General features: G+C 59.9%; 27 protein-coding genes and 1 riboswitch. Of the genes, 18 read left to right on the top strand and 9 right to left on the bottom strand.

Annotated elements, in window-relative coordinates:
* Positions 1-9: 9 nt before the first annotated feature.
* Positions 10-840: a glycerophosphodiester phosphodiesterase family protein gene (locus GGQ67_RS02600; RefSeq protein WP_183898604.1), complete on the top strand. Its 831-nt coding sequence runs from the start codon at positions 10-12 to the stop codon at positions 838-840.
* The gene (locus GGQ67_RS02595; protein WP_183898603.1) at positions 837-1673 is read left to right on the top strand and encodes an inositol monophosphatase family protein; all 837 of its coding nucleotides are present in this window, start codon (positions 837-839) and stop codon (positions 1671-1673) included. The genes GGQ67_RS02600 and GGQ67_RS02595 overlap by 4 nt, the downstream gene beginning before the upstream one ends.
* Before the next feature lie 271 nt (positions 1674-1944).
* Here the strand turns inward: GGQ67_RS02595 and mnhG are convergent, their stop codons facing one another.
* Genes mnhG through GGQ67_RS02565 form a run of 6 tightly spaced genes read right to left on the bottom strand, consistent with a single transcriptional unit; the run spans position 1945 to position 7951 of the window.
* Positions 1945-2316 (bottom strand): monovalent cation/H(+) antiporter subunit G, encoded by a 372-nt coding sequence (gene mnhG / locus GGQ67_RS02590; protein WP_183898602.1) that lies wholly within the window; start codon positions 2314-2316, stop codon positions 1945-1947.
* On the bottom strand, positions 2313-2594 hold the full coding sequence (locus GGQ67_RS02585; RefSeq protein ID WP_183898601.1) for a K+/H+ antiporter subunit F: 282 nt from the start codon (positions 2592-2594) through the stop codon (positions 2313-2315). The genes mnhG and GGQ67_RS02585 overlap by 4 nt, the downstream gene beginning before the upstream one ends.
* A complete protein-coding gene (locus GGQ67_RS02580; RefSeq protein ID WP_183898600.1) occupies positions 2591-3067 on the bottom strand; it encodes a Na+/H+ antiporter subunit E in 477 nt (158 codons plus the stop codon). The genes GGQ67_RS02585 and GGQ67_RS02580 overlap by 4 nt, the downstream gene beginning before the upstream one ends.
* On the bottom strand, positions 3067-4698 hold the full coding sequence (locus tag GGQ67_RS02575) for a monovalent cation/H+ antiporter subunit D (RefSeq protein ID WP_183898599.1): 1632 nt from the start codon (positions 4696-4698) through the stop codon (positions 3067-3069). The genes GGQ67_RS02580 and GGQ67_RS02575 overlap by 1 nt, the downstream gene beginning before the upstream one ends.
* Complete coding sequence (locus GGQ67_RS02570) at positions 4695-5030, bottom strand: Na+/H+ antiporter subunit C (RefSeq protein WP_183898598.1); 336 nt, start codon at positions 5028-5030, stop codon at positions 4695-4697. Before GGQ67_RS02570 ends, GGQ67_RS02575 begins: the two co-directional genes overlap by 4 nt.
* Positions 5030-7951 (bottom strand): monovalent cation/H+ antiporter subunit A, encoded by a 2922-nt coding sequence (locus GGQ67_RS02565; protein WP_425503750.1) that lies wholly within the window; start codon positions 7949-7951, stop codon positions 5030-5032. Before GGQ67_RS02565 ends, GGQ67_RS02570 begins: the two co-directional genes overlap by 1 nt.
* A gap of 87 nt (positions 7952-8038) precedes the next feature.
* Between GGQ67_RS02565 and GGQ67_RS02560 the strand changes: the two genes are divergently transcribed.
* Positions 8039-8329: a helix-turn-helix domain-containing protein gene (locus GGQ67_RS02560; protein ID WP_183898596.1), complete on the top strand. Its 291-nt coding sequence runs from the start codon at positions 8039-8041 to the stop codon at positions 8327-8329.
* A 208-nt stretch (positions 8330-8537) separates the two neighbouring features.
* Here the strand turns inward: GGQ67_RS02560 and GGQ67_RS02555 are convergent, their stop codons facing one another.
* The gene (locus tag GGQ67_RS02555) at positions 8538-8852 is read right to left on the bottom strand and encodes a PepSY domain-containing protein (protein ID WP_183898595.1); all 315 of its coding nucleotides are present in this window, start codon (positions 8850-8852) and stop codon (positions 8538-8540) included.
* 131 nt (positions 8853-8983) lie between these two features.
* Here GGQ67_RS02555 and GGQ67_RS02550 point away from each other — a divergent pair, with 131 nt between their 5' ends.
* From GGQ67_RS02550 to GGQ67_RS25565, 3 genes are read left to right on the top strand one after another with little or no spacing between them, the layout of a single operon-like run.
* Complete coding sequence (locus GGQ67_RS02550) at positions 8984-9277, top strand: PepSY domain-containing protein (RefSeq protein ID WP_183898594.1); 294 nt, start codon at positions 8984-8986, stop codon at positions 9275-9277.
* Positions 9277-9942, top strand: coding sequence for a response regulator transcription factor (locus GGQ67_RS02545; protein WP_183898593.1), 666 nt, complete (start codon positions 9277-9279; stop codon positions 9940-9942). Before GGQ67_RS02550 ends, GGQ67_RS02545 begins: the two co-directional genes overlap by 1 nt.
* Complete coding sequence (locus tag GGQ67_RS25565) at positions 9939-11291, top strand: ATP-binding protein (RefSeq protein WP_183898592.1); 1353 nt, start codon at positions 9939-9941, stop codon at positions 11289-11291. Before GGQ67_RS02545 ends, GGQ67_RS25565 begins: the two co-directional genes overlap by 4 nt.
* Positions 11292-11669: 378 nt before the next feature.
* Here GGQ67_RS25565 and GGQ67_RS02535 read toward each other — a convergent pair whose 3' ends face one another.
* The gene (locus GGQ67_RS02535) at positions 11670-12671 is read right to left on the bottom strand and encodes a LacI family DNA-binding transcriptional regulator (protein WP_183898591.1); all 1002 of its coding nucleotides are present in this window, start codon (positions 12669-12671) and stop codon (positions 11670-11672) included.
* A gap of 180 nt (positions 12672-12851) precedes the next feature.
* Here GGQ67_RS02535 and GGQ67_RS02530 point away from each other — a divergent pair, with 180 nt between their 5' ends.
* From GGQ67_RS02530 to corA, 6 genes are all read left to right on the top strand, one after another.
* On the top strand, positions 12852-13691 hold the full coding sequence (locus tag GGQ67_RS02530; RefSeq protein ID WP_210279497.1) for an alpha/beta hydrolase: 840 nt from the start codon (positions 12852-12854) through the stop codon (positions 13689-13691).
* A 100-nt stretch (positions 13692-13791) separates the two neighbouring features.
* On the top strand, positions 13792-14760 hold the full coding sequence (locus GGQ67_RS02525) for a sugar ABC transporter substrate-binding protein (RefSeq protein WP_425503746.1): 969 nt from the start codon (positions 13792-13794) through the stop codon (positions 14758-14760).
* A gap of 1 nt (position 14761) precedes the next feature.
* Positions 14762-15796: an ABC transporter permease gene (locus GGQ67_RS02520; RefSeq protein ID WP_246400072.1), complete on the top strand. Its 1035-nt coding sequence runs from the start codon at positions 14762-14764 to the stop codon at positions 15794-15796.
* A 9-nt stretch (positions 15797-15805) separates the two neighbouring features.
* A complete protein-coding gene (locus tag GGQ67_RS02515) occupies positions 15806-16597 on the top strand; it encodes an ATP-binding cassette domain-containing protein (RefSeq protein WP_183898589.1) in 792 nt (263 codons plus the stop codon).
* Between the two features lie 351 nt (positions 16598-16948).
* A riboswitch (yybP-ykoY riboswitch) is annotated at positions 16949-17119 on the top strand.
* Between the two features lie 3 nt (positions 17120-17122).
* A complete protein-coding gene (locus GGQ67_RS02510) occupies positions 17123-17686 on the top strand; it encodes a manganese efflux pump MntP (protein WP_183898870.1) in 564 nt (187 codons plus the stop codon).
* A 141-nt stretch (positions 17687-17827) separates the two neighbouring features.
* The gene (gene corA, locus GGQ67_RS02505) at positions 17828-18814 is read left to right on the top strand and encodes a magnesium/cobalt transporter CorA (RefSeq protein WP_183898588.1); all 987 of its coding nucleotides are present in this window, start codon (positions 17828-17830) and stop codon (positions 18812-18814) included.
* A gap of 130 nt (positions 18815-18944) precedes the next feature.
* On the opposite strand, the gene GGQ67_RS02500 is transcribed toward corA, so the two are convergent.
* Positions 18945-19817, bottom strand: coding sequence for a LysR substrate-binding domain-containing protein (locus GGQ67_RS02500; protein ID WP_183898587.1), 873 nt, complete (start codon positions 19815-19817; stop codon positions 18945-18947).
* A 155-nt stretch (positions 19818-19972) separates the two neighbouring features.
* On the opposite strand from GGQ67_RS02500, the gene GGQ67_RS02495 reads away from it, so the two are divergent.
* The 6 genes from GGQ67_RS02495 (at position 19973) to GGQ67_RS02470 (ending at position 25724) form a co-directional block, all read left to right on the top strand.
* Positions 19973-21043, top strand: a complete 1071-nt coding sequence (locus GGQ67_RS02495; RefSeq protein ID WP_343056454.1) for an ABC transporter ATP-binding protein — start codon at positions 19973-19975, stop codon at positions 21041-21043.
* A complete protein-coding gene (locus GGQ67_RS02490) occupies positions 21040-21921 on the top strand; it encodes a carbohydrate ABC transporter permease (RefSeq protein ID WP_183898585.1) in 882 nt (293 codons plus the stop codon). The genes GGQ67_RS02495 and GGQ67_RS02490 overlap by 4 nt, the downstream gene beginning before the upstream one ends.
* Positions 21918-22748, top strand: a complete 831-nt coding sequence (locus GGQ67_RS02485) for a carbohydrate ABC transporter permease (protein WP_183898584.1) — start codon at positions 21918-21920, stop codon at positions 22746-22748. The genes GGQ67_RS02490 and GGQ67_RS02485 overlap by 4 nt, the downstream gene beginning before the upstream one ends.
* 42 nt (positions 22749-22790) lie before the next feature.
* On the top strand, positions 22791-24041 hold the full coding sequence (locus GGQ67_RS02480) for an ABC transporter substrate-binding protein (protein ID WP_183898583.1): 1251 nt from the start codon (positions 22791-22793) through the stop codon (positions 24039-24041).
* Positions 24042-24108: 67 nt separating this feature from the next.
* Positions 24109-24951, top strand: a complete 843-nt coding sequence (locus GGQ67_RS02475; protein WP_210279496.1) for a phosphodiesterase — start codon at positions 24109-24111, stop codon at positions 24949-24951.
* Between the two features lie 86 nt (positions 24952-25037).
* On the top strand, positions 25038-25724 hold the full coding sequence (locus GGQ67_RS02470) for an HAD-IIA family hydrolase (RefSeq protein WP_183898581.1): 687 nt from the start codon (positions 25038-25040) through the stop codon (positions 25722-25724).
* The last annotated feature ends 187 nt before the right edge of the window (positions 25725-25911 follow it).

Here is a 25911-nt window from a genome sequence, read left to right as displayed (position 1 = left end):
AAGAATGAAATGACGCATTACGTAGACTACATCGCCGACCAGAAACGTGCCCCCGCCATCGTTGCCCATCGCGGTGCATGGCATGGCGCACCGGAAAACAGCCTCGCGGCCATCGAGCGTGCGATCGCCGTTGGCGCCAACGTCGTCGAACTCGATGTCCGCAAGAGCGCGGATGGCCAACTCTTCATCATGCACGACGCCACGCTGCTGCGCGTGGCTGGCATTAATCGCGATGCCGAAACGTTCACGATGGCCGAGTTGCAAGCGATTGCGCTTCGTGAAGATGACGGCGGCGAACACCGCGCGACGACCGACCAGCGCATCCCGACACTGAAGCAGGCGCTTGAAATCATCCGCGGTCGTATCTTCGCCGATCTCGATCTCAAGGATCGCGGCCTGTTTTCCGAAGTTGCCGCCTGCGCGCGCGAGTTGAACGCGGCGCCCTATGTGGACCTCAAGACCCGCGTCATGACCCGCGAGGAACTGAACTGGGTTCGCGCACAAGATATCGGCGGCGTTGCCTTCATGGCGATGTCGAAATTCACAAGCGGGACCATCCACGACACCTTGGCACTGCTGTCTGAAATCAAGCCGTTCATGTGCGAAATGCGCTTCGACCGGCTGGAGACGGTCATCGAACATCGCGAGGCATTCCGCGATGCTGGAATGGCGCTGTGGATGAACACGCTCAATATGGAAGCCAGTGGCGAATGGGTGGATAAGACGGCGCTTGTCGATCCCGACCGCATCTGGGGCCGGTTGATCGACGCCGGCGTCAGCGTCTTCCAGACCGACGAACCGGAAGCGCTGAAGGCTTATCTGGAGGCACGCCGGGCATGAAAGCCGTCAACGACGACCTGCTTGATGAACTCATGAGCTATGTGCGCGAGGCGGCGGCGGAGGAGATCCTGCCACGCTTCCGGTCGATATCGTCGGACAGCATTCGCGCCAAGACGGTGGCCGACGATATCGTCACCGACGCCGATATCGCATCCGAGCGCGCGATGAGCAAAAGGCTGGAAGCACGCCTGCCCGGTATCACCATTGTCGGGGAAGAGGCGGTCTCGGACGACCCTTCCATTCTCGGGCATCTTGCCGATGCCGAACTTGCCGCCGTCATCGATCCGGTCGACGGCACATGGCATTTCGCGCACGGTACGCCGATGTTCGGCAGCATCCTTGCGATCGTGTCCGGCGGCAGAACCATCGCCGGCATAATACATTATCCGGTGCTGGGCGATTGCCTCGTCGCACGACCGGGCAAGGGTGCGTGGCATGTGGCGGCGGACGGCGTTCGCACGCGTCTCTCGGCCGCCACCGCCGCCCCGGTGAACGAAATGCATGGCTTCATTCCGCTCCACATGTTCGCTCCCGACCTCAGGAGCAAACTGGCGCCGAGATTGCTGAAGTTCCTCCGGGTCACGACGTGGCGCTGCTCCGCGTGGGAATACCGAATGCTGGCAACAGGGGCGATGAGCTTCTGCCTCAACGAGAGCCTGAAGCCCTGGGATCACGCCGCCGGTGTCCTGATCCACGCGGAAGCGGGCGGCTATGCGGCAACTGTCGCAGGTGAGGCATATCGGCCATCGATGACGGAAGGGCATCTGCTGACGGCACCCGACGAGACATCCTGGCATGCAGTTCGCGAGGCTATCTCGATGGACGATCTGTAGCCACGGTTCCTGCCTGGCAACAACGTGCAGCTTCCCGCCTGGATCGCCACATCAAGCGCCATTCTTAATCGGCGATCAGAAGACGTGGCGAGCAGGCGGGCGCCATGGCGATGACCACATGCTGGCGCATGTCGCCGGAACGTTCGTGCAAGCATTGGCCAAGGAGTGGATCGGCTAGGGAATGCGAGTGCGTGGCAGCGGTTCAAGCGCTGATCATCGCGTCGCTCGCGAAACTACCAAACGTTCCGAATTTGGAACCTAATCTCGGAATTCACGAGTTGCTATCCGGCTCCGGCGTTTGCTTTGGCGGCGCCTTTCCGTTTCGCTCCACGCGGTCACGGTGGAGTGCGGCGCGGGCAAGCATCATCAAGGTTACCGGCGTGGTCAATGTTACGAAAACGCCGATCAGAATTTCATGTATCGCCAGCCGTGAAGCCGCGGCACTGAAATAAACCATCGATCCCAGCATCACACCCCCTATACCCCAACTCGTGCCGAGTGTCGGGGCATGGATGCGTTCGTAAAACGTGGGAAGCCGAAGGAAGCCAATCGAGCCGATCAACGCAAGCAGCGCGCCGGCGATAAGGAGAAAGGCAACGCAGACGGCCACCCACACGGGGATATCCAGCGCGGAATACATCATTCGATCACCTCGCCACGCATCAGGAATTTCGCCAGCGCGACGGAGGCAACGAACCCAAGCATGCCGATCACCAGCGCGGCCTCGAAGTAAACGACGCGGCCGGTTCCGACGCCGAAGGTAACGAGAAGCAGCATGGCGTTGACGTAGAATGTATCAAGACCGATGATCCGGTCCTGCGCGCGTGGCCCGATGAATATCCGCACGGAAACGATTGCCATCGCGGCAACGAGCATGATCTGGGCAATCGAAACGGCGGTAAAGAGAATGATGGCGCTCACGCGAAGATCTCCAGCAGCAGTTTCTCGTAGCGGTTCTTGATCGTGTCACGCCATGTGGTTTCGTTGTCGATGTCGAGCACATGAAGCAGGACGGAGTGATCATTGGAATCATATTCGAGCCAGGCAGATCCCGGGGTACTCGTGAGGATCACGGCGAGCAAGGCAAGCGCGAACTGGTTTCGGATATCCAGATGAACAGTCACAAATCCGGGCTTATGGCGTCGCGAACCGCTGCGCAAAATGATCCACGCCACCGCGATGTTCGACTTCACGATGTCGCAGAGCACGAACCAGCACAACTTTGGCAGAAGATACCATTTTTTCAGGCGTGCCTTTTCCGGCCGCAATGATGCCATCGCCCAACCAGCGAACACGGCAACGAGCGACCCCAAAACGAGGTGCCCGATCGAAAAGCGGTTGAGCAGCAACCACATCACAACCAGACTGAGCGAGAGGAACGGATATGGCAACATCAGTTGCTCTCCACTTCGCTCGAGGATGATTTGACATCACCGCCAGTCGGTGCTGCCGTGCGAACGGCGTCGATATAGAGAGATGGCTTGCTGAGCGTTCGAATGGTGGCGTCCATATACTGCATGGCGGGTCCCGCCTGAACGGTCAGGGCCAGCGTCAGCCCGAGCAGGAACATGACCGGCAATATCTCGATCACAAGCACGCGCGGGACAGTCCCTTCAATGGAACTCCAAAACGTGCGTATACCTGCTCGCGTCATCGAAATCAGCGCGGCAATGCCGGACAGGATGACGAGCACGATCAACGACCAGATGGCGGCCGTAGGAGGAACACCAATCGCTCCCGTTCCCATCATCGCCGACAGCATCGCGAATTTGGCGATGAACCCCGAAAGCGGTGGCAGGCCGGAGAGAAGAATGCCGCAGGCGGCAAAGCAGATGCCCAGCACGGCCATGGTGCCGGGCATGGTGACGCCCTGCTCTTCCGGGACCTCTTCGTCGGCCGCGTCGCCATATGCTTCCATGGTCACCGCAAGGACGTTGGCGCCCGCATCCTGCCCCCGTTCCACCAGTTCGATGAGCAGGAAGAACGCGCTGATCGTCAGGGTCGAGCTGACCAGATATAGCAATGCGCCGGATGAAACGGCACCGTCGTTGATGCCGATAACCATCAGCAGGGTGCCGGATGAAACGAGCACGGAATATCCCGCAACCCTTCCCAATGCCTGGGATGCCAGCACGCCGATGATCCCGAATATGAGCGTTGCCATGCCACCGTAAAACAGCACCTGCGCTCCGAAACCGGCAGATGGCCCTTCAACGAAGAGAAGCATCGTCAGCCTGAGTATCACATAGATGCCGAGCTTGCTCATGATCGCGAAAATTCCCGCGACCGGCGCCGAGGCTGCGCTATAGGCGGTGGGTAGCCAGAAGCACAACGGCCACATGCCGGCTTTTATGAGAAAGACGACGCCGAGAATTCCGGCGCCCGCTTCCATCAACATGCGGCGATCCGGCTCCATCTCGGGTATTCTCGCCGCCAGATCCGCCATGTTGAGCGTTCCCGCCGTACCGTAGATCAAACTGACGCCGATCAGGAACAGCAGCGCCGCCACCAGGTTGACGGCAATATAGTGCAGCCCGGCCTTGACCCGCAGCTGCCCCGATCCATGCAGCAGCAATCCATAGGAGGCGGCCAGCATGACTTCGAAGAAAACGAAGAGATTGAAGAGATCGCCGGTCAGGAACGCACCGTTGACGCCCATCAAAAGCACTTGGAACATGCTGTGAAAATGCGCGCCGACCGCGTGCCAGCGCGCGAACGAAAACACCAGCGAGGCCACCGCCAGCAACGCCGTCAGCAGCAGCATCATCGCCGAGAGGCCGTCGAGGACCAAAACGATACCGAAGGGCGCTGCCCAGTTTCCGACGAGATAGACGCCCTCAAAACCACTCGGGCCGCTTTCGATGGCGAACAGGATAATCGCAATCGCCGTCAGCACTATGGTCGAGGCCAGGCTGACCATTGCCTTGGCGACCCGCCGCCGCTCGTCGATGACAAGCAATATCGCACAGGCAACAAGAGGCACGAGAATCGGTGCGACAATCAGATGATTGGACCAACCGTTCATTTCGGTTCATTTCTCCCGTCAACATGGTCGCTTCCCGTCAAGCCCCGTGACGCGAGCAGCACCACGAGAAACAGTGCCGTGGTAGCGAAGCCGATGACGATGGCGGTCAGCACCAGCGCCTGCGGGAGCGGGTCCGCCAGAACGGACGGATCGTCGGTGCCAAGGATAGGCGGGACGTTTGCCTTGAGCCCTCCGACGCCGAAGATGAACAGGTTGACGGCATAGGACAGGAGCGACAGTCCGACGATCACCTGATACGTCCGGGGACGCAGGATCAGCCAGACGCCACAGCTGGTCATCACACCGATTGCAATCGACAATGTCAGTTCCATCAGCCCTCCTCCGACTTTGCCGCCTCGATGGCGCGAAGGCGATTGATGCGAAGAGACTGGTGCGCCAGGGCGACGAGAATGAGCACGGTCGATCCAACAACAAGGAGGAAGACGCCGAGATCAAACAGCAATGCCGTTGCGGCGGGCACCTTTCCGATCATGGGCAGGTCGATGTAGCGTGTATGTGATGTCAAGAAGGGATAGCCCAGGAACCACGCGCCAATACCAGTCATTACCGCCGTCATCAGCCCCGCCGCCATCCATCGCAACGGAAGGATACGGATACGATCCTCGGCCCAGCGCGTGCCGCCGGCGAGATATTGCAGCAGAAATGCAATCGACAGTGTCAGGCCCGCCGAAAAGCCGCCGCCCGGCAGGTCGTGACCGCGCATGAAGAGATAGATGGAAAGTGTGATGACCACCGGAAACATCCATTGCATGATCACCGATGGGACCAGCAGATAATCGCGAACCGTATCGCCGGCGGACCGTTCCGGCCGCTCGTCGTCGAAGCGGTTTTGGGCCTGCTGCTGTTCCGGCATGCTCATGCTGTCCGCCGCCGGTCGGAAGCGGCGAAGCAAGGCGAAGACAGTCAGTGATACAACGCCGAGCACCGCGATTTCTCCCAGCGTGTCGAAGCCACGGAAATCGACCAGAATAACGTTGACCACATTGCGACCGCCGCCCAGCGTATAGGCATTTTCGAGGAAATAATTGGCGATCGCATCGGGCACCGGCATCGTCATGACCGCGTAGGCGATCGACGAAATCGCGACTCCGCAGACGACGGCAAGCGCGAAATCTCGAAACCGACGGGATCTTGCCCGCAATGTCATCGGTTCGGCGATCTCCTCTGAACGTTTCGGCAACCAGCGCAGGCCGAGGAGAATGAGGACGGTGGTGACGATTTCGACGAGGAGCTGGGTTATGGCCAGATCGGGAGCGGACAGCCAGGCGAACGTTATGCAGACGATCAACCCGACGCCACCAAGCATCATCAGGGCCGCGAGACGATGATACTTGGCCATGTAGGCCGTACCGATTGCAAGACACACACCGATCACCCACAGCGCGGCGAAGATGGGATCAGCTCCGGTATAGGAAAACTGGCGGGCTTCGAAGCCACGCAGATAGAGCGGAAGGGCGCCGGCGCCAAGACCCGCGACGACCAGCCAGCGAAGCTGCGGCTGCAGCTTGCGGGTACCAAAACGCCGCTCGGCGACACGCGCCCAGCGCCAGGAGACCTCCACCAGGATTCGTTCGAAAATACGCTGGCCCTTGAGGCGCCGGATCAGGGGCGGCCCATCGTCGCATCGTGAAAGATAACCTTTCAGCACCACGTAGATGGCGGTTCCGGCGATCAGCGCGATGACGCTCATGAGCAGCGGAACGCTGAACCCATGCCATAGCGCAAGACTGTACTGCGGCGTGTCCTTTCCGAGAACGCTGACCACCGCGCTATGAAGAAACGGCCCGATCGACAATGCCGGAACAATGCCGACAACCAGGCAGAGCACGACCAGGAACTCGATCGGAAAGCGCATCCAGCGCGGCGGCTCGTGCGGACGCGCGATCGGCAGATCGGTCGGTGGCGGCCCAAAGAAGACGGTGTGAATGAACCGCAATGAGTAGGCGACGCTGAAAGCGCCGGCCAGCGTCGCGACATATGGCAGGATACGATCCAGTATGGAATCGGCATTGGTCTCGACCGCCTCGGCGAAGAACATCTCCTTCGAAATGAACCCGTTCAGCAGCGGCACGCCCGCCATGGCGGCGCTGGCGACAATCGCAAGCGTTGCCGTGATCGGCATGAACCGGAACAACCCGCTCAACCTGCGCATGTCCCGCGTTCCGGTCTCGTGGTCGATGATGCCCGCCGCCATGAACAACGACGCTTTGAAAGTCGCGTGATTGAGCATGTGGAAGATCGCCGCCACCGTCGCTAGCGGGCTTCCCAGGCTCAGCAGTGTCGTGATCAATCCGAGATGGCTGATTGTCGAATAGGCGAGCAGTCCCTTCAGATCGCGCTGGAATATCGCGAAATAGGCGCCGAGCAGCAGGGTGCTCATTCCGGCAACGCCGAGAATCCAGAACCACTCGTAGGTTCCGGACAAGACTGGCCAGAAACGCACGAGCAGGAAGACGCCTGCCTTCACCATCGTTGCCGAATGCAGGAAGGCTGATACCGGCGTCGGCGCCGACATGGCGTTCGGCAGCCAGAAATGGAATGGAAACTGAGCGCTTTTGGTCAGCGCTCCGAGGAGAATGAATATCAGCGCCGGCAGATAGAGTTGGTGATTGCGGATCAAGTCACCCGAAGCCAGGATCTTGTCCAGGTCGTAGCTGCCGACGATGTTGCCAAGCAGGATCAGGCCAATCAAAAGGCAGAAGCCGCCGATCCCGGTGATTGTCAGCGCCATTCTCGCGCCATCGCGGGCGGAGGAATTATTGTGCCAATAGCTGATCAGCAGGAACGAGAAGACACTCGTCAGTTCCCAGAATACCGACAGCAGGATCACATTGCCGGAAATGACAATGCCGAGCATTGCCCCCATGAACGCAAGCAGGAACGAGAAGAACCGCGGAACAGGGTCCTCCTCCGACATGTAATAGCGAGCGTAAAGGATCACCAGGAAGCCGATGGCGGTGATCAGCATGGAAAAAATCCATGCGAAGCCATCCATTCGCAGCGTCAGATCAAGGCCAAGCTGCGGCAGCCATTGGGCGTTGAAACGCACGACGCCGCCGTCGGAGACTTGCGGATACAGGGAGGCGGTGAGCAGCAGCGAGAAAAGCACGACAAGGCCCGCGAGGCCAGCGGGCAGGCGACGTGATGCGGTTCTCAGGAAGAAGACCGATAGAATGCTTCCCGCGAACGGGAGAAGCAGCAGGGCAACGAGCATGAATGGTCCGGCAGTTATCCCAATGCTTCTGCCCTTTCGAACTGTCAATCACCAGGTCTGCCGCCTTTCGGCGACCACCTAGTAATTGTTCTAAAATTACGCTATATGATCTATATCAACCAATATGGGCGACTAGGCAACATGGGTCAAGCTCCCGACTGCAAGATTTTGACGCCAGCCCTCTGTCGAGCGGCCCGCGGGATCGTTGATTGGACGCAGATGGAATTATCTGAGCGCGCCGGCGTTTCGCGTAGCACGGTTCGAGATTATGAAGGTGGGCGCCACGATGTTCACCGCGCGACCGCGGCGCAATTGAAACTCGCGCTGGAAAGTGGCGGCGTCAATTTCGTCGACCTGGAGAATGGCAAGGTCGCTGTTTGCTCTAATAAAGAGTAGCAAGGCGTGGACGACTGAGTGACGATTTGCTTGTTTGCATATCGCTCGCCCCGGGGCGTGACCGACACGACTGTCGAAAAGGACTTTCCGGTGCGTGGAGACCGGGGCGCCTGCCCGGTCTGCCCAAAGGCATGACGGCATCCTACTTCGCAATCCGCCGCGAACCCCGGCCTGGCATCCGCCAGACCGGAGCAAGAACCACCGTCGATCAATGATCGTCGTCATTGTTGTCGTGGCTGCCGTTGGAGCCGTTGTGTGCAGCCGATCTTGCCAGGGGCTCGCCGGTTGCGCGATCGACATGCATGTCGCTGCGCACGCTATTCTTATCCGTCACGTCGACATCGTAGTGTCCGTCATCGCGGCTGATCTCGCGTACGGAATAGCCCTGGGCTTCGAATTTGGCGGTGAGTTGGCTGGCTTCCATCCAGGCTGGCTCGTTCGTTTGCGTCTGGGCGGTGGCAACGCCTGCGGTGACGGCGACCACGCCGATAGCGACAATCAACTTACGGTAATGTGCGATCATGGAAAGCTCCTTTTGGACTTCGGCAACCGAACCACTCGGCTGCTTCGATGCCCTTATGCAACAGGGCCGCTGATCGCATCCTGATGCCGCTTGTCAGCTTGTTGTCAGGGCCATTTCGATAGAGAGGTGGGATGGTCCGTTTGATTGCGATATCGCTGCTGGTGTGTGCGACGTCTTATGCACAGGCGGCCGAGGATTCCGACTTGGCCCGCGAGGCGATGAAGCGCGGAGAAATCCTGCCGCTCTCCCGTATTCTGTCGATTGCGGAGCAGGCGACCGGCGGGCGAATGATGGATCTTCAACTGGATCGCCACGGCGGCCGCTATGTCTACGATCTGAAGATGATCGACACCAAGGGACAAATGATCGAATTGAAGCTGGATGCATCCAACGGACGCATTCTGAAGCAGGAGACCGATGACTGATGCGCATCCTTGCCGTTGAAGACGACCGGCGCATTGCCACCGACATCAAGGCCGCGCTCACGTCAGCCGGGTTCCTCGTGGAGCATTCGGCGAACGGCGAAGAGGCCTGGTTTCTCGGCGATACGGAAGATTATGCCCTCGTCGTGCTCGATCTTGGCCTGCCCGACATGGACGGATTGTCGGTGCTCAAGAGGTGGCGCGCGGCGGACCGGCACATGCCGGTGCTGGTCCTGTCGGCTCGTGGAACATGGCAGGAGCGCGTTGAGGGTATCGATGCGGGTGCCGACGACTATTTACCGAAGCCGTTTCGCATGGAAGAACTCGTCGCGCGCGTCCGCTCGCTGGTGCGTCGCGCCTCGGGCCGCGGTGCATCACAACAGGATATTGGTCCGCTCAGCATCGATCTCAACAGGATGACCGTATCCGTCAACGGCGTGCCAGCGAATCTCACCGGGCTTGAATATCGGGTGCTGGCCTATCTGTCCCTGAACCAGGAACGGTCGGTCACGCCCCACGAACTGCAGGATCATCTTTATGGCGACGGCAACGCGCGCGAGGCCAATGCGCTTGAAGCGGTGATTGCGCGCCTGCGCCGAAAACTTGGCGCCAACGCAATCATCACCCGCCGCGGTTTCGGCTATTCGATTGGCGGTGATCGCCTGTGAGCAGGCTTTCGCTGCATCGCCGGCTGGCGTTTTACGGGGCCGCGGCGATCCTGCTCGCCCTCGCCGCCGCCGCGATGGGGCTCACATGGCTGTTCGGCACTCATGTCGAGCGGCGTGCCATCGCCGAGATGGAAGTTCAGCTTGAGCAGGTTCTCTCCGGCCTGACGATCGCTGGCGGCAGGCTGACCGCTGACAAACTGCCGATGGATCCTCGCTACTCCCGGCCTTATGGCGGTCGTTACTGGCAGGTTCAAAAGGGCGGCGAAACCTTGCGCTCGCGCTCTTTATGGGATGAAACACTGTCAATCGACGGCGAGAGCGCCCCGTCCGGAGACGTCCGGATCTACCGACAGAGGGGGCCGGGAGGCACTCCAGTCCTCGGCATAGAGCGCACAGTCAGATTGCCCGCGACACTGCGGGGCGGCGAGGCAAAACTGACAGTGGCGATGGATGCGTCGGAACTGACCGAGGCGAGAAAGGCCTTTGCGCTGGATCTCGCGCCCTCTCTGGTCCTGCTGGCGGCCCTCCTGATTGGCGCTCAGCTTGCGCAGCAAGTCTACGGGCTGCGCCCGCTCAAGCAGATCGGCCGCCGCGTCAGCGACCTCAGGACCGGCCGGGCAAGCCGCATGGGCGCGGATTGGCCAGACGAGATGCGCCCGCTGACGAACGAAATCGATGCGCTGATCGAAGAGCGCGCCGCCGATATAGAGCGCGCGCGATTTCGCGCGGGCGATCTGGCGCATGGCTTGAAAACACCTCTCCAAGCCCTTTTGGGCGAGGCAAATCGTCTGAGTGAAAAAGGCGATGAGGCCGCCGCCTCGGCCATTGAAAGCGTCGCGGACAGCATGCTTACGCATGTCAATCGCGAACTCGCACGAACGCGGATGGCGGCGCGCCAGAGCGGGACGCAGGCGCGCGCAAATCTCGCGGAAGTGGCAGGGCGCGTTGTCGCCGTGGTGAAGCGCACGCCTGATGGCGCCCGGCTCGAATGGACCGTCGAAGCTGCCGACGATCTTGTCGCGGTGATCGATCCCGCGGATCTTGCGGAAGCTATCGGCGCCTTGGCGGAAAATGCGGCGCGTTACGCCGAGAAGGCCGTCAGGATTTCGGCGAGGCGCGCCAAATCGAAACTGACAATTCGCGTTTGTGACGATGGCCCCGGCATACCTGACGAAGATCTGATGCGCGTGCTGGAACGAGGGCGCCGTCTTGATGAGGGCAGTGTCGGCGAAGGGCTGGGCCTTGCCATTGCAACCGACATCGCCGAGGCCGCCAGGGGCCGACTGACCCTCGAACCAGGCAAGGAAGGCCTCTGCGCCGTACTTGAACTAACGGCTGCCGGCACATAGCACAGCGCTACCCCGCCCGTCATCGAGGCGTCCGACGCCAGCAGATAGTCGCTATAGAGTTCGATCGTGAATAGCTCGGGAAACACGACGATGTCCGAGCCGGAAGCCTGGTCCAGTAGCGTGCGAACGCGCGTGGCCATGTCCTCGAAGCCACCGATTTCGCGAACATGGTACTGACAGGCCGATATTGTGACCTCACGTGACATTTTTCTCCTCCTGAAATGCGCGGGCCCATGCAAGTTGCAAAGGCCTTGGGGAGAAGGCTAATGCGGGGAGGATCGAGCCTCCATACGCCTTAATGCGTACGCGATGAGATATCCGCCAGATGCACCGGAGAGATCGTCCAACACCTTGCTCGAAGGCATCGCTGTCGATAGATCACTCGCCAGCCGCATCGGGAGCCAAGGCCAAGGCTTTCCGGGTCGAATTGCGAACGATCAATTCCGGTCGCAACTCGACCATCTTGAACGGCGAGTCCGGCGCGATGCTGCGTCCAAGGATAAGCTCGCGTGCGCTCGCACCCATCTCTTGCCGAGAATAGGATATCGTCGTCAATGACACATAGTCGTAAGCCGCAATGGCAATGTTGTCGAAGCCGATAAGTTCGAAGTCCAGACCTGCGGTCAATCCTGCCTCTCTCGCGGCCCCAAGCACGCCCAAGGCCATAAGATCGTTTGCGGCGAATATGCCTGTCGGATATTGCCCGTGTGCAAAAAGTTCGCGAGCACAGCGGTAGCCACTTTCCTGCGTGTAGTCGCCGCGCAAGAGCAGAACCTCATCACACCCGGAGTTGGCTGCCGCCCGCAAAAATGCCTCGCGGCGAAGCGATGCGCCGGCGCCATCACCACCGTCGATATGCGCCATCCTTGCATGCGAATGGCCCATTAGATGCTCGGCGGCGATCCGGCCGCCCGCTTCGTCGTCCACCGATACACAATCGACGCCGCCGATACGTCTGCCAACGGCAACGGTTGGAACCTGGCGAGACAATTCCCGGATTTCACTCTCGCCGAGCAGCGATCCGAGAAGTACGATACCCTTCACGCGATGGGACAGGAACGACTCGACCATCGCCCTTTCCCGATCGGCCGAATTGAACCCCGATGCGAGGTAGGTTTCGATCCTAGCCTCCGATGCTTCGAGAACGATGCCGTCCACGATGTCAGCCATGATCGGGTTGTGGAGATCGGAAACGAGCACACCGAATGTGGAAAAGTCGGCCGCCGCAAGGCGGCTGGCAATAACATTTGGACGATAGCCCATCTCCTTGGCGACCTCGAGGATATGAGCCGTCGTCTTCTCGGAGATTTTCGGCGAACGTCTTAGGGCTAGGCTGACGGCACCCCGCGACACGCCTGCGCGCGCGGCGATATCGTCCATTGTGAATCGACCCATCTGAAATCCTCTGCGACGTTCTTGCCTCGATAACAAATCGTTCTTGACATCGCAAGGTAAAGCGCTTTAACAATCCAATTAAAGCGCTTTACCTAAGCCGCTTGTCAGTCACGGAGGAGGTGTCCGATCGCTGCCGATTGGTGGTCGGACAGAATGGCAAGAATGATGAACCAGTATTTTCGCAACGGGGGAATCCCCGATTATCTCGCGTCGCATAGTGGACGCATATCAATTCCCGGCGCGGAGCCGTTCTTCATTGAAGGGGGCTCACCGACAGCGTTCTTGCTCCTGCACGGATGGTCGGCGAGTGCTGAGAGCACACGCTTCCTGGCCGCCGGCCTTGCCAACGCTGGGCATTCGGTTCTCGCGCCGACGCTTCCCGGCCACGGATCATCCGCCGAGGACATGCTGAACTACGGTCCGGTTGACTGGACCAGTGCCGCGCGAGAGGCCGCACAGTTGCTTCGGCGCCATTACGACCGTGTCATTGTCCTGGGTATTTCCATGGGCGGTGCTTTGGCAATCCAGTTGGCGGGCAGTTCGCCTGATCTGGCCGATGCGCTGATTACGGTGAACGCCCCTGTCTTGATGTCCAATTCGTCATTCGCGGACGAAATCGTCAGCGGAGACGCAGCGGATTATCTGTCTGGATGGAGCGTACCGGAGTTCTTTGGGGAACACGTGGACGAAATCAGCTATCCACGTCGCTTCAAGAAGAGCGGTGCGGATCTCTATTCCATGTGCGCCCTGGCGCGCGAGATACTTCCAAAGGTCGTGTGTCCAACGCTCGTAGTTCAGTCGGTTCTGGACCCGATTGTTCCCAAGGACAGCGCCGTCGAAATTCTGAACACCATCGGCGCCGCTCACAAGCAGGCGCTTTGGCTGGAGCAATCATACCACGTTTCGCAGCTTGATTTGGACCGCGACCGTATCGTTTCCGTCGCGCTTGCCTTTGCCGCGGACAGTGTCGCCTTGGACCGCGCCCAGACGACCGGTGCGTGTTGAGCGCATGAGGAATGAATGGGGAGGACCGGGAGGCCTCCCTTCAAACAGGTGAGGAGCGGCCGGCACCCTGTCATCAATGGCCGCATCGGAGGAGAACAGAATGAACATGAAGATCGTTGGACTGTTGGCTGCAGTCTTGTCTCTGGGCACATCCCTGACCGCCGCGTCCGCGGCCAATATCGCGGTGATCGCCGGCAAGCCGGACGATACGTTCTGGCAACCCGTCAAGAAAGGCGTCGATGACGCCCGCAAGGTTGTTGAACTGACCGGCGGCAAGGTCTCGTTCCTGCAGCTCGCGAACTATGACAACCTCGGTCCGGATGCCGCCAATCTCGTAAGGACGGCGGTCAGCCAGGGCGTCGATGGTATCGTGGTCGCGAACTGGGTTCCCGATGCCATGGATGCGGCGATAAAGGATGCGATCGCCAAGGGCGTAAAAGTCATGCTCTACAATGCCGGCAACATCGACAAGGCGCATGAGCTTGGTGCGATGAACTATGTCGGCAGCGACGAATACGTCGCCGGCAAGGCCGCCGGCTCTTACTTTTCCGAGAAGAAATACAAGAACGTACTGTGCGTAAACCATGTCCCGGGCTCCTATCCTCTGGAGCAGCGCTGCAAGGGCGTCGTGGACGCGATCTCGCCCTTGGGCGGAAAGAGCAAGCAGCTCCCGCTTCCGTCCACCCAGGCCGACAACGCCGCCGCAGTGGCGCAATCGATCAAGGCCGCCTTGCTTACGGACCCGTCGATCGACGCAATCTTGACCTTGAACCCGGCTGTTGCCGATTGGGCCGCCAGCGGGATCATGCAGGCAGGCATGTCAGGCAAGGTCGCGCTTGGTTCGTTCGACATGAACGAGGCCGGCCTGAATCGCATCAAGGACGGAACACAGACCTTCGCCATCGACCAGCAGCCGTATCTGCAGAGCTATCTCGCCGTCGGACTGATGAACAGCTATCTGGAATACGGTCTGAACCTGCCGACCAATCCTGTCCTCACCGGTCCCGGCTTTGTCGATAGCACCAATATCGAAGCCACGCTGGGCGGCGTCAAAAAGGGAGCGCGCTGACATGGTTGCCATCATGGATGCACAGGCGACAAAGCCACCGTCAAAACCCTCGCCCATCGGCGCCCTTGTCCGCCGTCCCGAAACGGGGTCGTTTCTCGGCATGCTCGCCGTCTTCTGCTTTTTCGTGATCTTCGGTCAGGCGAACTTCATTTCGGCGGCCGGCGTGGCAAGCTGGCTCAACGTGGCAGCCACGCTCGGTATCGTGGCCCTGCCGGTTGGACTGCTGATGATCGCCGGCGAACTGGACATATCGATCGGCTCCATGATCCCGGCGGGGTCGATGGTCTTCGCCATCATCTCGGGATATTTCGGATTGCCCGTCTGGGCCGGCATGGGCGCGGCCTTGCTTCTCGGCGTGGTGATCGGACTGATCAACGGCTTCATGGTCCTGAAGACATCCGTTCCCTCGCTGATCGTCACGCTGGGCACGCTCTTCGCCGTCGCGGGACTGACGCTCAGCCTGTCCGTTCTCATAACCGGCACAACCAGCGTTGCCGTCGCACCGCCACCGTTCGTGAAGTCCATTCTCGGTGATTTCATTGGCGGCATGTTCCAGGTCACCATCTTCTGGTGGCTGGGTATCGCCGCGGTCTTTGCCTTCATCCTGCATTACTCGCCGGTGGGCAACTGGATCTTCGCCCTGGGGGGAGACAAGGTGAGTGCGCGCAACGCCGGAATCCCCACCGAACGGATCACGATCCTTCTTTTCGTAACGTCCAGCGTCTCCGCCTCGTTCGTGGGGCTGAGCCAGGCAATCCTGTTCAATTCCGCACAGGTGTCGTCCGGAAGCTCGTTCATCTTCAATTCGATCATCAGTGTCGTTGTCGGCGGGGTTCTGCTTACCGGCGGGTACGGATCGATCATCGGCATCGTCATGGGCACGGTAACGTTCGCGATCGTCAACCAGGGGATCTATTTCACGTCGTTCGACGCGAACCTTGCGAGCCTGATCATCGGCGTCCTTATGCTCATCGCAGTGCTGCTGAACAACACGTTCCGCAAGATGGCCCTGTCCTACAGCAGCAAGAAGAAGTGAGGATGAGACATGTCGACTCCAATCATCAAGCTATCGAACATCAGCAAATCGTTCGGCCCGATTGACGTGCTCCACAACATCTCGCTTGAGGTGAACGCCGGAGAGGTCCTCTGCCTGCTGGGAGACAACGGCGCGGGGAAATCGACCCTGATCAAGGTGCTGTCCGGCGTCCACAAGCCGAATGCCGGCACTCTGGAGATGGACGGCAAGCCGATCTCCTTCGACAATCCTCGTGACGCAAGCAATCAGGGGATCGCTACGGTACATCAGTTTGGAGGGACCTTTCCATTGATGAGCATCGGTCGGTCCTTTTTCGTTGGCGTCGAACCGACAAAGCGGTTTGGGCCTTTCAGGATCTACGACCGCAAAACCGCAAACGAAACCGCGGTCAGGGCCGTGCGCGAGTTTGGCATTACCAGGATCGATGACGGTGATAGGCTGATCGGCGGTCTTTCCGGCGGCGAACGCCAGTCCCTGGCGATCGCCAGGGCGGTGCATTTCGGCGCGCGCCTGCTTGTTCTCGACGAGCCGACAGCTGCCCTTGGCGTCAAGGAGGCCGCGCATGTGCTGCGCATCGTGCTCGAAGCCCGCAAGCGCGGTCTCGGCGTGATTTTCATCACCCACAATGTCGTGCATGCCCTGACCGTTGGAGACCATTTCGCGGTTCTCATTCGAGGCGCCAAGGCCGCGGACTTCCGCAGAGGCGAAAAGACCCGGGAGGAGATCACCGACCTCATGGCCGGCGGCGAGGCCATGGCGGAGCTTGAGGCCGAGATCGCCACGCACATCAAGATTGCCTGACAGCCAGCTTGCGATTGATTGTTGGCCCGATGATACGCATCGGGCCACGATTTCACGCCGCTCGATCTCTCCTTTATCTCGTGGCGGGAGCGGATTGCTGCCGTAAGTCGTCCGATCCGGACCTCGCCGCACGAATGCCGAGATCGAACGACCGTTGCCCCGGACTTCAACGATCATATGCGGGCACCCCTCAAAAACGCCTCCAGCATGATGCAGTCTGGGCCAAATTTCTGCGACTGCTTCGCACCTGCACATCCAGCTGCAACTGCAGTTGCAAATCATTGTTAAGTAATGGTATTTTCGAATGTTGCGCGCGATTTCCGGTTGACAGCCGGGAGCCGACACCCTAGGTCATCGCGCATCGGGGAGTAGCTACCGCTTACCCAGCGGGAACGTGTCAACATGCTCGTGCGCAATGCACGTGGCACGTTCAGCCGAAAACGTCGGCTCGGCAAGACCGTGGCGAAGTCTGCCACCTGGACAGGGCAGTCGACGCCCGGTTTCCATCGTCCGCGAGGTTTCAAGATGTCGTTTGTTGCAATTGTCGTGCTGGCATTCAGCATGTCGATGGACGCGTTCGCGGTTTCCGTAGGACGCGGCGCTGCTCTTGGGCGGACAAGCGTTAGAGACGCCGTTTGGACTGGCGTCGTCTTCGGCGTGGTGGAAGCAATCACGCCAATGATCGGCTGGGTCGCCGGCGTGGCGGCGGCGAGTTATGTCTCCGCCGTTGATCACTGGATCGCATTCGGCCTGTTGGCGGCTGTCGGAACCAATATGGTGTATTCGGCGAGCAAGGGCGGTCCTGAGGACGAGACCAAGCCCGGAATGTCCTTCGTTGTTCTCGTCGCTACCGCGATCGGAACCAGCCTTGACGCCATGGCGGTTGGCGTGTCTCTTGCATTTCTTCAGGTCAATATCCTGGTAATCGCTGCCGCGATTGGAGCGGCCACGTTCCTTCTCTCGTCCGGCGGCATGCTTGTCGGACGTCTGATCGGCGAGCGTTTCGGACGAATTGCGGAGGGAGTGGCAGGCGTTGCGCTTATCGCATTGGGCAGCTCGATCCTATACGAGCACATTTTTGCAGCGTGAGATCCGGAAGGTATCTCGCAACAATTGAGGAACGCCAACCTAGGTGCGCGACAATGGACCCTGACAGTCGAAGTATTAGCCCGATAGTTTGAGGCCTTTCGGAGTCCAGTCTCCGGGGCCAATATTCCCCAGGAGACTTCAATGCTACGCAGTTTTTTCCGCGATGCCGAGCGCGTCGCAATTCACGATGATGTCGAAACTTTCGATGCCGGCGCCCAATATATTTGGTTCGACTTACTCAGCCCGATCCCGACGGAAACAAAATACGTGGAGGACAAGTTCTCGATCGCTATCCCGACGCGGGACGAGATGGAAGATATCGAACTTTCCGCCCGGCTCTATCAGGAGGATGGGGCACAATTCATGACGATGACCATGCTTGCCGGTTTGGAAGGTGACGAGCCTATTCGCACGCCGGTGACTTTCATCCTCAAGGATAATTGTCTCATCACCGTGCGCTACGCTGATACATTGCCGTTCCGCCAATCCACATCAAGATTGCTTAAGGGCCCGGCCGCCATCAGCCTTGCAGGAGAGATGGCGATGCTGGGTATCCTTGAAGCGGTTATCGATCGAACTGCCGATGTGCTCGAAAGAATCGGACGGGAGATCGATACAATTTCTCGCGAAGTGTTCCGCAGCAAGACCTCCAATGCCACCAAGAAAACGCGAAATCTACAATCCGTGATCGAGCAGATTGGCCAGAAGGGCGACTTTCTGACCGCTGTGAGCGAGGGTCTCGTGAGTATTTCGAGATTGGTGGCTTATCATGCCGCGGTTGAGCAGCCAGGACGCAAGATGTCCAAGGAAACGCGTCAGGTCATCAAGCTTCTTCAGCGAGACGGCGCATCCCTTGGGGACCATGCCGCCTTTTTGTCGAGCAAGATCAATTTTCTGCTCGACGCGACGCTTGGACTTATCAATCTCGAGCAAAACCAGATCATCAAGATCTTCTCGGTGGCCGCCGTTGTTTTCCTGCCGCCTACCCTTGTCGCGTCCATGTACGGAATGAATTTCGAAGTCATGCCTGAACTTCGCTGGGAATATGGCTACCCCTTTGCCATTGCCATGATGATTGTATCGGCCGCGATGCCATTTCTGTACTTCAAACGGCGCGGCTGGCTCTGAACTGCTGGTCTCTTGCCACCGGTTTCGCATCGTTCCAGATGGCCGATACACGATCGGCCGTCGTGGAGCGCGCCGTTCGCGAGGAAGAGCAGCTTGGTTCTTCCGAATTGCAAAGGACTGACCGGCGATATCATTCCACTATCGCCATCAGTGCTCGAACTTCACGCCTGCGTATGTTGCGCGATAGGCAAGCGACGTGTTCCACATAGAGTTCATTGAGTTCAACGACCGGCACTCTCGTCACGTCCTTATCATCACGGGTAACCGCAAGCTCGAACATGAATCCTATACCGACGCCCTGCAACACGGCCTCGTAAACGGCTTCGCGTTCTCCCAGCCGCAGTGCCGGCTCGATCTCCAGTTCCGAAGCCTTCATCGCCTTCTGCAGCGCGTTTTGCGTCAAGGAATGCTCGGTACGGAAAATCAGCGGCTGATCTGTCAGTTCATGCATTGATACCGGCTTGTTGCGTTGGGCAAGAAAATGATTGCTTGGAATAAGCGCGACCGCCCGCTGCTCCATGTAGGGGATGCGGATCAAAGCTTCATCCTCGGGAACGCCGGTCAGGATGATGGCATCGCAGCGCTGCTCGTAAAGCGCCGTCGTTACCTGATGCCAGTTGCCGAAACTGGCGTTGATACGCACGCCCGGATATCGACGACGGTACTCCGAAATCAGTGCCATCGCGGGGTTGGGAGCACCGCACATGACGTTCAATTCCCCGGTTTTGAGTGCACTTGATGCGCTCAGAATGTCCGTCGCCACTTCCTCGATGACGCTCAATTCCCGGGTTTCTTGGAACAGGTTTTTCGCAAGCAGCGTCATCCTTGCGCCGTCGCCCGTGCGCTCGAACAAAAGCACGCCATAACTCTGCTCGATCGCCTTTATCTGTGCCGTCACCGCAGGCTGGCTGAGCCCGAGACGCCGCGCCGCGGCCGAAAAGCTACCCTCCTTCGCAACGGCATTGAAGGCCCGCAACTGGGCATAGCTTAGCTTGGGACGCATGGGGGAACCTGATGTGGGGTATAAGCTGAGTTTATAATGCGTCATGCCCATGTAAAATTCATGACATATCACGCCGCCATCGATGAACTTTCAGGACTTCAGGCATGGCCGGCGTAAACATCAGATCTGTCGCTAAGACGTTTGGGGAAACCCATGTGCTCAAACGCGTCGATCTCGATATCCGCGATGGCGAATTCATTTCTCTCGTCGGGCCATCGGGCTGCGGCAAGTCGACATTGCTGCGCATCGTCGCCGGCCTCGAGCAGCAGACGGAGGGTAATATCCTTCTCGATGGCGAGACCGTCGATCGCCTGCGGCCGCGCGACCGCGATCTCGCCATGGTGTTCCAGTCCTATGCGCTCTATCCGCATCTGACGGTGGCCGAGAACATCGCGGTGCCACTGACCATGCGCCGGATGTCGACGCTGGACCGCTCGCTCCTCGGCGGCCTGCTGCCATCGGCCAGGGCAAAGCGCAAGGATATCGCCGCCGAGGTGAACAAGGTCTGCGAGGCGCTTTCCATCTCCATGCTCAAGGATCGCAAGCCGGCCGCTCTTTCGGGCGGACAGCGGCAGCGTGTCGCGCTTGCCCGCGCCATGGTGCGCAAGCCGAGCGCCTTCCTGATGGACGAGCCGCTCTCCAATCTCGATGCCAAGATGCGCGTGCAGGCGAGAGGAGAGATCGCCGCCCTTCATCGCCAGCTCGGCTCGACCTTCATCTACGTCACCCATGATCAGGCCGAGGCCATGACCATGTCGGATCGCATCGCCGTCATGATGGGGGGTGAAATCCTGCAGCTCGATACGCCCGACCAGGTCTACCAGATGCCGCAGGATCTGCGTGTCGCCGAATTCATCGGCAGCCCGAAGATCAACGTCGTCAAGGCCATCCGGCGGGATGACGGTGCTCTCTCTGTTGCGAGCGACAAAGCCTCCGGCCAGAGCATCCACATGGCTTTCCGCCCGGAGGCCGCGCGGTTGACGGGCGAGGCAGAGGCGCCGCTTTCCGGCGTCGTCCACCATGTCGAAAATCTCGGCGCCGATCTGTTCGTGCAGATCAGGCTCAATGATGGTGGGGATCTGGTCATCGTGCGCTGCGATCCCGCCGGCATACGCCCGGTCATCGGTGATCGGGCGGGTATCGCCATCGATCACGCACGCCTGCATGCTTTCGGGTCCGACAATCGCCGCATCGATGGCAGCTTCCGCCTGGAGGCCGCGCAATGAGCCTGTCCGCCAGCCAGAACAGGGCGGGGCTGACGCTGATCGCGCCGGCTGCCATTCTCGGCCTCGTCTTCCTCATCGCGCCGCTGGCGTCGATCTTCGTCCTCGCCTTCACCGATTATCAGCTCGGCGACCGCGCGCTGAGCTTCATCGGGCTTGGGAATTTTCGCGCGCTCGCGGATGACCCGGTCTTCTGGCGCTCGCTGAGCAACACGCTGATCTATTCGGCCGTCGTCGTGCCGGGTTCGGTCCTGCTCGGGCTCGTCAGCGCGCTGCTGATCGATTCGGGAACATCGCTCCGTTCCTTTTACCGCACCGCCTTCTTCCTGCCGGTCATGGCAAGCCTGCTCGCCATGGCGATCGTCTGGGAATTCATGCTGCATCCGAGTTTCGGCATCGTCAACGCGGTCATGAAGACGCTCGGATTTGCGCCGCGCAACTGGCTGAAGGATGGCAGCACCGCGCTTTACGTGCTGGCGGTGATCGGCATCTGGCAGAGCTTCGGCTTCAACATGGTGCTGTTCATGGCCGGGCTTTCGGCAATTCCGCGCGACCTTTACGACGCCGCCGAAATGGACGGTACGCCGCATGCCTGGGCGCGCTTCAAGCTGATCACCTGGCCGCTGCTGGCGCCGGTGACCGTCTTCGTCGCCATCACCTCGGTCATCCGCTCCTTCCAGGTCTTCGATACCGTCCAGGCGCTGACGCAGGGCGGACCCAACAAGGCGACGGAGGTCCTGCTCTACACCATCTACGCGGAGGGTTTCGAATTCTTCCGCAGCGGCCGGGCGGCTGCAATCACCGTGGTGTTCATCATGCTCGTCGTCGGTGTCAGCCTGCTGCGTTTCCTTTCCCTCAAGAAGACCGGATCGAACGCATGACCAGCGGCTCGTTTGTCACCTCGACGCTGCGCCACGCGGCCCTGCTGCTGATCGCAACCTTCGCCCTCATGCCCTTCGCGGTCATGATATCGACCTCGATCAAACCCGCGAACGAGATCTTTTCCGATACCGTGCGCTGGTGGCCCGAAAAGCTGGCGCTGATCGAAAATTATTCCGAGGCGTTCTCCTCCGCGCCACTGATGCTTTATCTGATGAACGGTGTCATCGTTACGCTGGCCATCTTCTTCCTGCAGGTTCTGGTGGCACTGCCTGCCGCCTATGCGCTGGCGAAACTGCGCTTCGTCGGCCGCCGCATCGCCTTCGGTTTCGTGCTCTTCTGCCTGTTGATCCCCTATCACGCCATCGCCGTGCCGCTGTTCATCCTGCTCTATTTCGTCGGCCTGCTGGACAGTTACAGCGCGCTCGTCCTGCCCTTCACGATCTCGGTCTTCGGCATCTTCCTGATGCGCCAGTTCTTCATGGGCGTACCGGATGATCTGGTCGATGCCGCGCGCATGGACGGAATGTCGGAACTGTCAATCGTCTGGCGCGTCATGTTGCCGGCCGCCATTCCGGCGCTGACCGCCTTCGGCGTGTTCTCGGTGGTGGCGCACTGGAACGATTATTTCTGGCCGCTGGTGGCGGTATCGAGCGAAAGCTACTTTACCCCGCCGCTCGGCGTGATGGCCTTCCGCAATGCCGAGGCCGGCAACAATTTCGGCCCGCTCATGGCGGCAGCCACGATCATCGTCGCGCCGCTGCTCGTCGTGTTCCTGCTGGCCCAGCGCCGCTTCATCGAAGGCATCGCCTTCACCGGCATCAAATAACCACCCCTCCCAACCGACCCACTCTCACCGGAGACACTATCCATGCGAATGATCCTTACCGCCGCGGCGCTGTCGCTGACGGCATCCATGGCGATGGCGCAGACGACCATCACCGTGCAGTATCCCTACCCGGAACTGTTCGATGAAACCCAAAAGCAGCTCGCCGAAGCGTTCAGCAAGAAGAACCCCGACATCAAGGTCGAGTTTCGTTCTCCCTACAAGGAATACGAGGATGCCGCCCAGCGCGTGCTGCGTGAAGGCATTACCGGCAATGTTCCTGACGTCACCTTCCAGGGTCTGAACCGCGTTCGCGTGCTTGCCGACAAGCAGATCGCCGCACCGCTCGACGATTTCATCGCCAACGAAAAGGATTTCGACGCTGCCGGTTATCACGAAGGCATGCGTCAGGCCGGCGCCGTCAACGGCAAGGTCTACGGCCTGCCTTTCGCGATCTCGCTGCCGATCGTCTATTACAACATGGATCTGGTGAAGAAGGCCGGCCTCGACGCAAACAGCCTGCCGAAGACCTGGGACGAGATCATCGAGCTCGCCAAGAAGATCAACGCTCAGGGCGAAGCGGACGGCGTGATGGCCGAATGGTCGATCACCGGCAACTGGCTGTGGCAGGCCATGGTCCTCGCCAATGGCGGAACGATGCTCACGGAAGACGAGAGCAAGGTCGCGTTCGACGGCGAAGCCGGCAAGCAGGCGATCAACACGCTCGCGCGCCTGGCGACCGAAGCCAAGTCGCCGAACCTGACGGCCAACGACATGCTGGCGGCGTTTTCGGCCGGCAAGATCGGCATCATGGTCACCACGACATCGCGCGTCAACGCCGTTACCAAGCAGGTCGGAAGCAAGTTCGAACTGAAGACCGGCGAATATCCCGACATCAAGGACGGCGTGACCCGCCTGCCTGCGGGCGGCAACGTTGCGATCATCACGGCGAAGACCGCCGAGAAGCAGAAGGCCGCTTGGGAATTCCTGAAGTTCGCGACCGGCCCGGAAGGCGGCGCGATCATGGTCAAGACCACCGGCTACATGGCGCCCAACAACAAGGCCGCCGATCTTCTCAAGGATTTCTATACGCAGAATCCGAACCAGGCTGTCGCTCTGTCCGAGTTGCCTTACCTCACCGGCTGGTACGCTTTCCCGGGCGACAACGGCCTGAAGATCACCGACGTCATCAAGGATCACATGCAGTCGATCATGGATGGCACCCGCGCCAAGGAGCCGGAAGCCGTGCTTGCCGAAATGGCGTCCGACACGCAGGCGCTCCTGCCGCGCAAGTAAGCCGCCAGCATGACGCCGCGCGGTCAATCCTTGGCCGCGCGGCCCCTCATCTCAGGGAATGCACAGCATGAAGATCGTCCACATCACCGATACCCATTTCGTTCCGCAGCCGGCTACGCTCTACGGGCTTGATCCTCGCGCCCGGTTCGATGCGGCGATCGCCAGCCTTCAGGCCGAGCATTCGGATGCCGACCTTCTGGTCATCACCGGCGATCTTGCCCACTGGGGGGAAGTACCAGCCTATCAGGCGCTGCGTCAGCGTCTCGAGGCGGTCACAATTCCGGTGGTGATGATGGTCGGCAATCACGATGATCGGGCCTCGCTTCGGACGGTGTTTCCCGCGGTCATGGATGACGGCAACGGTTTTGTTCAGGGGAGCCGCATCGAAAGCGGCCACCGGCTGATGTTCCTCGATACCAAGTGCGAGGGAACACATGCGGGCGCCTATTGCGAGAAACGGCGCGCCTGGCTTGCCGATGAGTTGGCGAAGGGCGACGAGCCCGTCCTGCTATTCATGCATCATCCTCCCTTCCTCTCCGGCATTTCCTCCATGGACGCGATTGGACAACTGGATGCCGATGCCCTGTGGCTGGTTCTGCAGCCGCATGCGCGGCGCATTCGCCATATCTTTCTCGGCCATGTCCATCGCCCGATCTCCGGCAACTGGCACGGCATCTCGTTTTCGCTCATTCCGGGCCTCAACCACCAGGTGCCGCTGCAACTTGCACCGCATGGCGAGGATATTCCCGGCAGCCACGAACCACCGGCCTATTCCGTCATTTCCGTTGGCCCGGACAGTATCGTCGTCCACCTGAAATATTTCCTCGACGGCTCGCGGCGTTTTCCGCTCGATGGCTACGAGGTCAAGGGCCGCGCCTATGCGCTGGGCTTCCCGGCCTGCGAAGGCTGAAACCAAATCAAATCACGCCATCCAGATGCCGACGCGGACAGGCGACTGTGTGCGAAAGGCCTACCCTATTCCGGTTTCCCACTCACATGCATGAATTCCACGGCATAGACGCCACGCTTTTCGATCTTGACGGCACTCTGGTCAGCGGCGGCATCGCGCTTCCATGGGCGCATCAACTCATCGAAGCGAGCAAGGGGCATTTTGCGATCGTCACGAATGATGCCGAGCATACATCCGCGGAGATCGAATGCCTGATGCAGATGATCGGCCTTCCGATCAAGCAAGAGCGTATCGTGACAGCGGGAATGGAAGCCATCAGGCAGGTGGCTGAAGACATGCCCGGTGCAAAAATCGCCATGGCAACCAGTCGCTCGCTGCAGGCTTACGCGAGGACCTGCGGGCTATATGTGACGGATGCCGGCCCCGATGTCGTCCTGATCGGTCGTGACCGCCAATTTTCCTACGACACGATACGCTTTTCGGCAAATGCGGTGCTTGCTGGCGCCAAGCTCGTCATCTGCAATCCCGATCGGACGCATCCAGGACCGAATGGCACGATCGTGCCAGAGACCGGTGCTCTCGCGGCTTCGATTCTAGCTTGCACCGGGCCGGTGGAGCATCGCGTTATCGGCAAGCCGCAGCCTGAAATTTTCCTTGCCGGACTAAAACTGGTTGATAGCGCGCCTTCCAGAACCCTGATGGTTGGCGACAACCCGGAGACCGATGGCAAGGGGGCGGAGCGGGCCGGGTTGCGGTTCTTGAAGATCGGTTGACCGCAACTGATATGAGAGTGTCGGCAACATCCGAACGTCTTCGTGAGAGCTTCGACGACACGGCTACTGGCCAATCTCCGACGTCGGCCTGCAAAGCGCTCGTCGGCTAGGCCGCGATCCTCAAGGCGCTTTCGCCAGCTTTGCTATGTGTCAGTGCTTCCATCGCAGATGTCGCCCATCCCCTGAA

Source organism: Rhizobium metallidurans, assembly GCF_014196505.1.
Lineage (GTDB): Bacteria > Pseudomonadota > Alphaproteobacteria > Rhizobiales > Rhizobiaceae > Rhizobium > Rhizobium metallidurans.
The sequence above is the reverse complement of the archived record's forward strand: the minus strand, read 5'-3'. Positions and strand labels throughout refer to the sequence as shown.

Bases quoted from the DNA above. Each gene is read 5' to 3' on its own strand.
- GGQ67_RS02600 (WP_183898604.1), top strand. From the start codon at position 10: ATGACGCATTACGTAGACTACATCGCCGACCAGAAACGTGCCCCCGCC.
- GGQ67_RS02595 (WP_183898603.1), top strand. From the start codon at position 837: ATGAAAGCCGTCAACGACGACCTGCTTGATGAACTCATGAGCTATGTG.
- mnhG (WP_183898602.1), bottom strand. From the start codon at position 2,316: ATGATGTATTCCGCGCTGGATATCCCCGTGTGGGTGGCCGTCTGCGTT.
- GGQ67_RS02580 (WP_183898600.1), bottom strand. From the start codon at position 3,067: ATGTTGCCATATCCGTTCCTCTCGCTCAGTCTGGTTGTGATGTGGTTG.
- GGQ67_RS02575 (WP_183898599.1), bottom strand. From the start codon at position 4,698: ATGAACGGTTGGTCCAATCATCTGATTGTCGCACCGATTCTCGTGCCT.
- GGQ67_RS02570 (WP_183898598.1), bottom strand. From the start codon at position 5,030: ATGGAACTGACATTGTCGATTGCAATCGGTGTGATGACCAGCTGTGGC.
- GGQ67_RS02560 (WP_183898596.1), top strand. From the start codon at position 8,039: ATGATCTATATCAACCAATATGGGCGACTAGGCAACATGGGTCAAGCT.
- GGQ67_RS02555 (WP_183898595.1), bottom strand. From the start codon at position 8,852: ATGATCGCACATTACCGTAAGTTGATTGTCGCTATCGGCGTGGTCGCC.
- GGQ67_RS02550 (WP_183898594.1), top strand. From the start codon at position 8,984: ATGGTCCGTTTGATTGCGATATCGCTGCTGGTGTGTGCGACGTCTTAT.
- GGQ67_RS02545 (WP_183898593.1), top strand. From the start codon at position 9,277: ATGCGCATCCTTGCCGTTGAAGACGACCGGCGCATTGCCACCGACATC.
- GGQ67_RS02535 (WP_183898591.1), bottom strand. From the start codon at position 12,671: ATGGACGATATCGCCGCGCGCGCAGGCGTGTCGCGGGGTGCCGTCAGC.
- GGQ67_RS02530 (WP_210279497.1), top strand. From the start codon at position 12,852: ATGAACCAGTATTTTCGCAACGGGGGAATCCCCGATTATCTCGCGTCG.
- GGQ67_RS02525 (WP_425503746.1), top strand. From the start codon at position 13,792: ATGAACATGAAGATCGTTGGACTGTTGGCTGCAGTCTTGTCTCTGGGC.
- GGQ67_RS02520 (WP_246400072.1), top strand. From the start codon at position 14,762: ATGGTTGCCATCATGGATGCACAGGCGACAAAGCCACCGTCAAAACCC.
- GGQ67_RS02515 (WP_183898589.1), top strand. From the start codon at position 15,806: ATGTCGACTCCAATCATCAAGCTATCGAACATCAGCAAATCGTTCGGC.
- GGQ67_RS02510 (WP_183898870.1), top strand. From the start codon at position 17,123: ATGTCGTTTGTTGCAATTGTCGTGCTGGCATTCAGCATGTCGATGGAC.
- corA (WP_183898588.1), top strand. From the start codon at position 17,828: ATGCTACGCAGTTTTTTCCGCGATGCCGAGCGCGTCGCAATTCACGAT.
- GGQ67_RS02500 (WP_183898587.1), bottom strand. From the start codon at position 19,817: ATGCGTCCCAAGCTAAGCTATGCCCAGTTGCGGGCCTTCAATGCCGTT.
- GGQ67_RS02490 (WP_183898585.1), top strand. From the start codon at position 21,040: ATGAGCCTGTCCGCCAGCCAGAACAGGGCGGGGCTGACGCTGATCGCG.
- GGQ67_RS02485 (WP_183898584.1), top strand. From the start codon at position 21,918: ATGACCAGCGGCTCGTTTGTCACCTCGACGCTGCGCCACGCGGCCCTG.
- GGQ67_RS02480 (WP_183898583.1), top strand. From the start codon at position 22,791: ATGCGAATGATCCTTACCGCCGCGGCGCTGTCGCTGACGGCATCCATG.
- GGQ67_RS02475 (WP_210279496.1), top strand. From the start codon at position 24,109: ATGAAGATCGTCCACATCACCGATACCCATTTCGTTCCGCAGCCGGCT.
- GGQ67_RS02470 (WP_183898581.1), top strand. From the start codon at position 25,038: ATGCATGAATTCCACGGCATAGACGCCACGCTTTTCGATCTTGACGGC.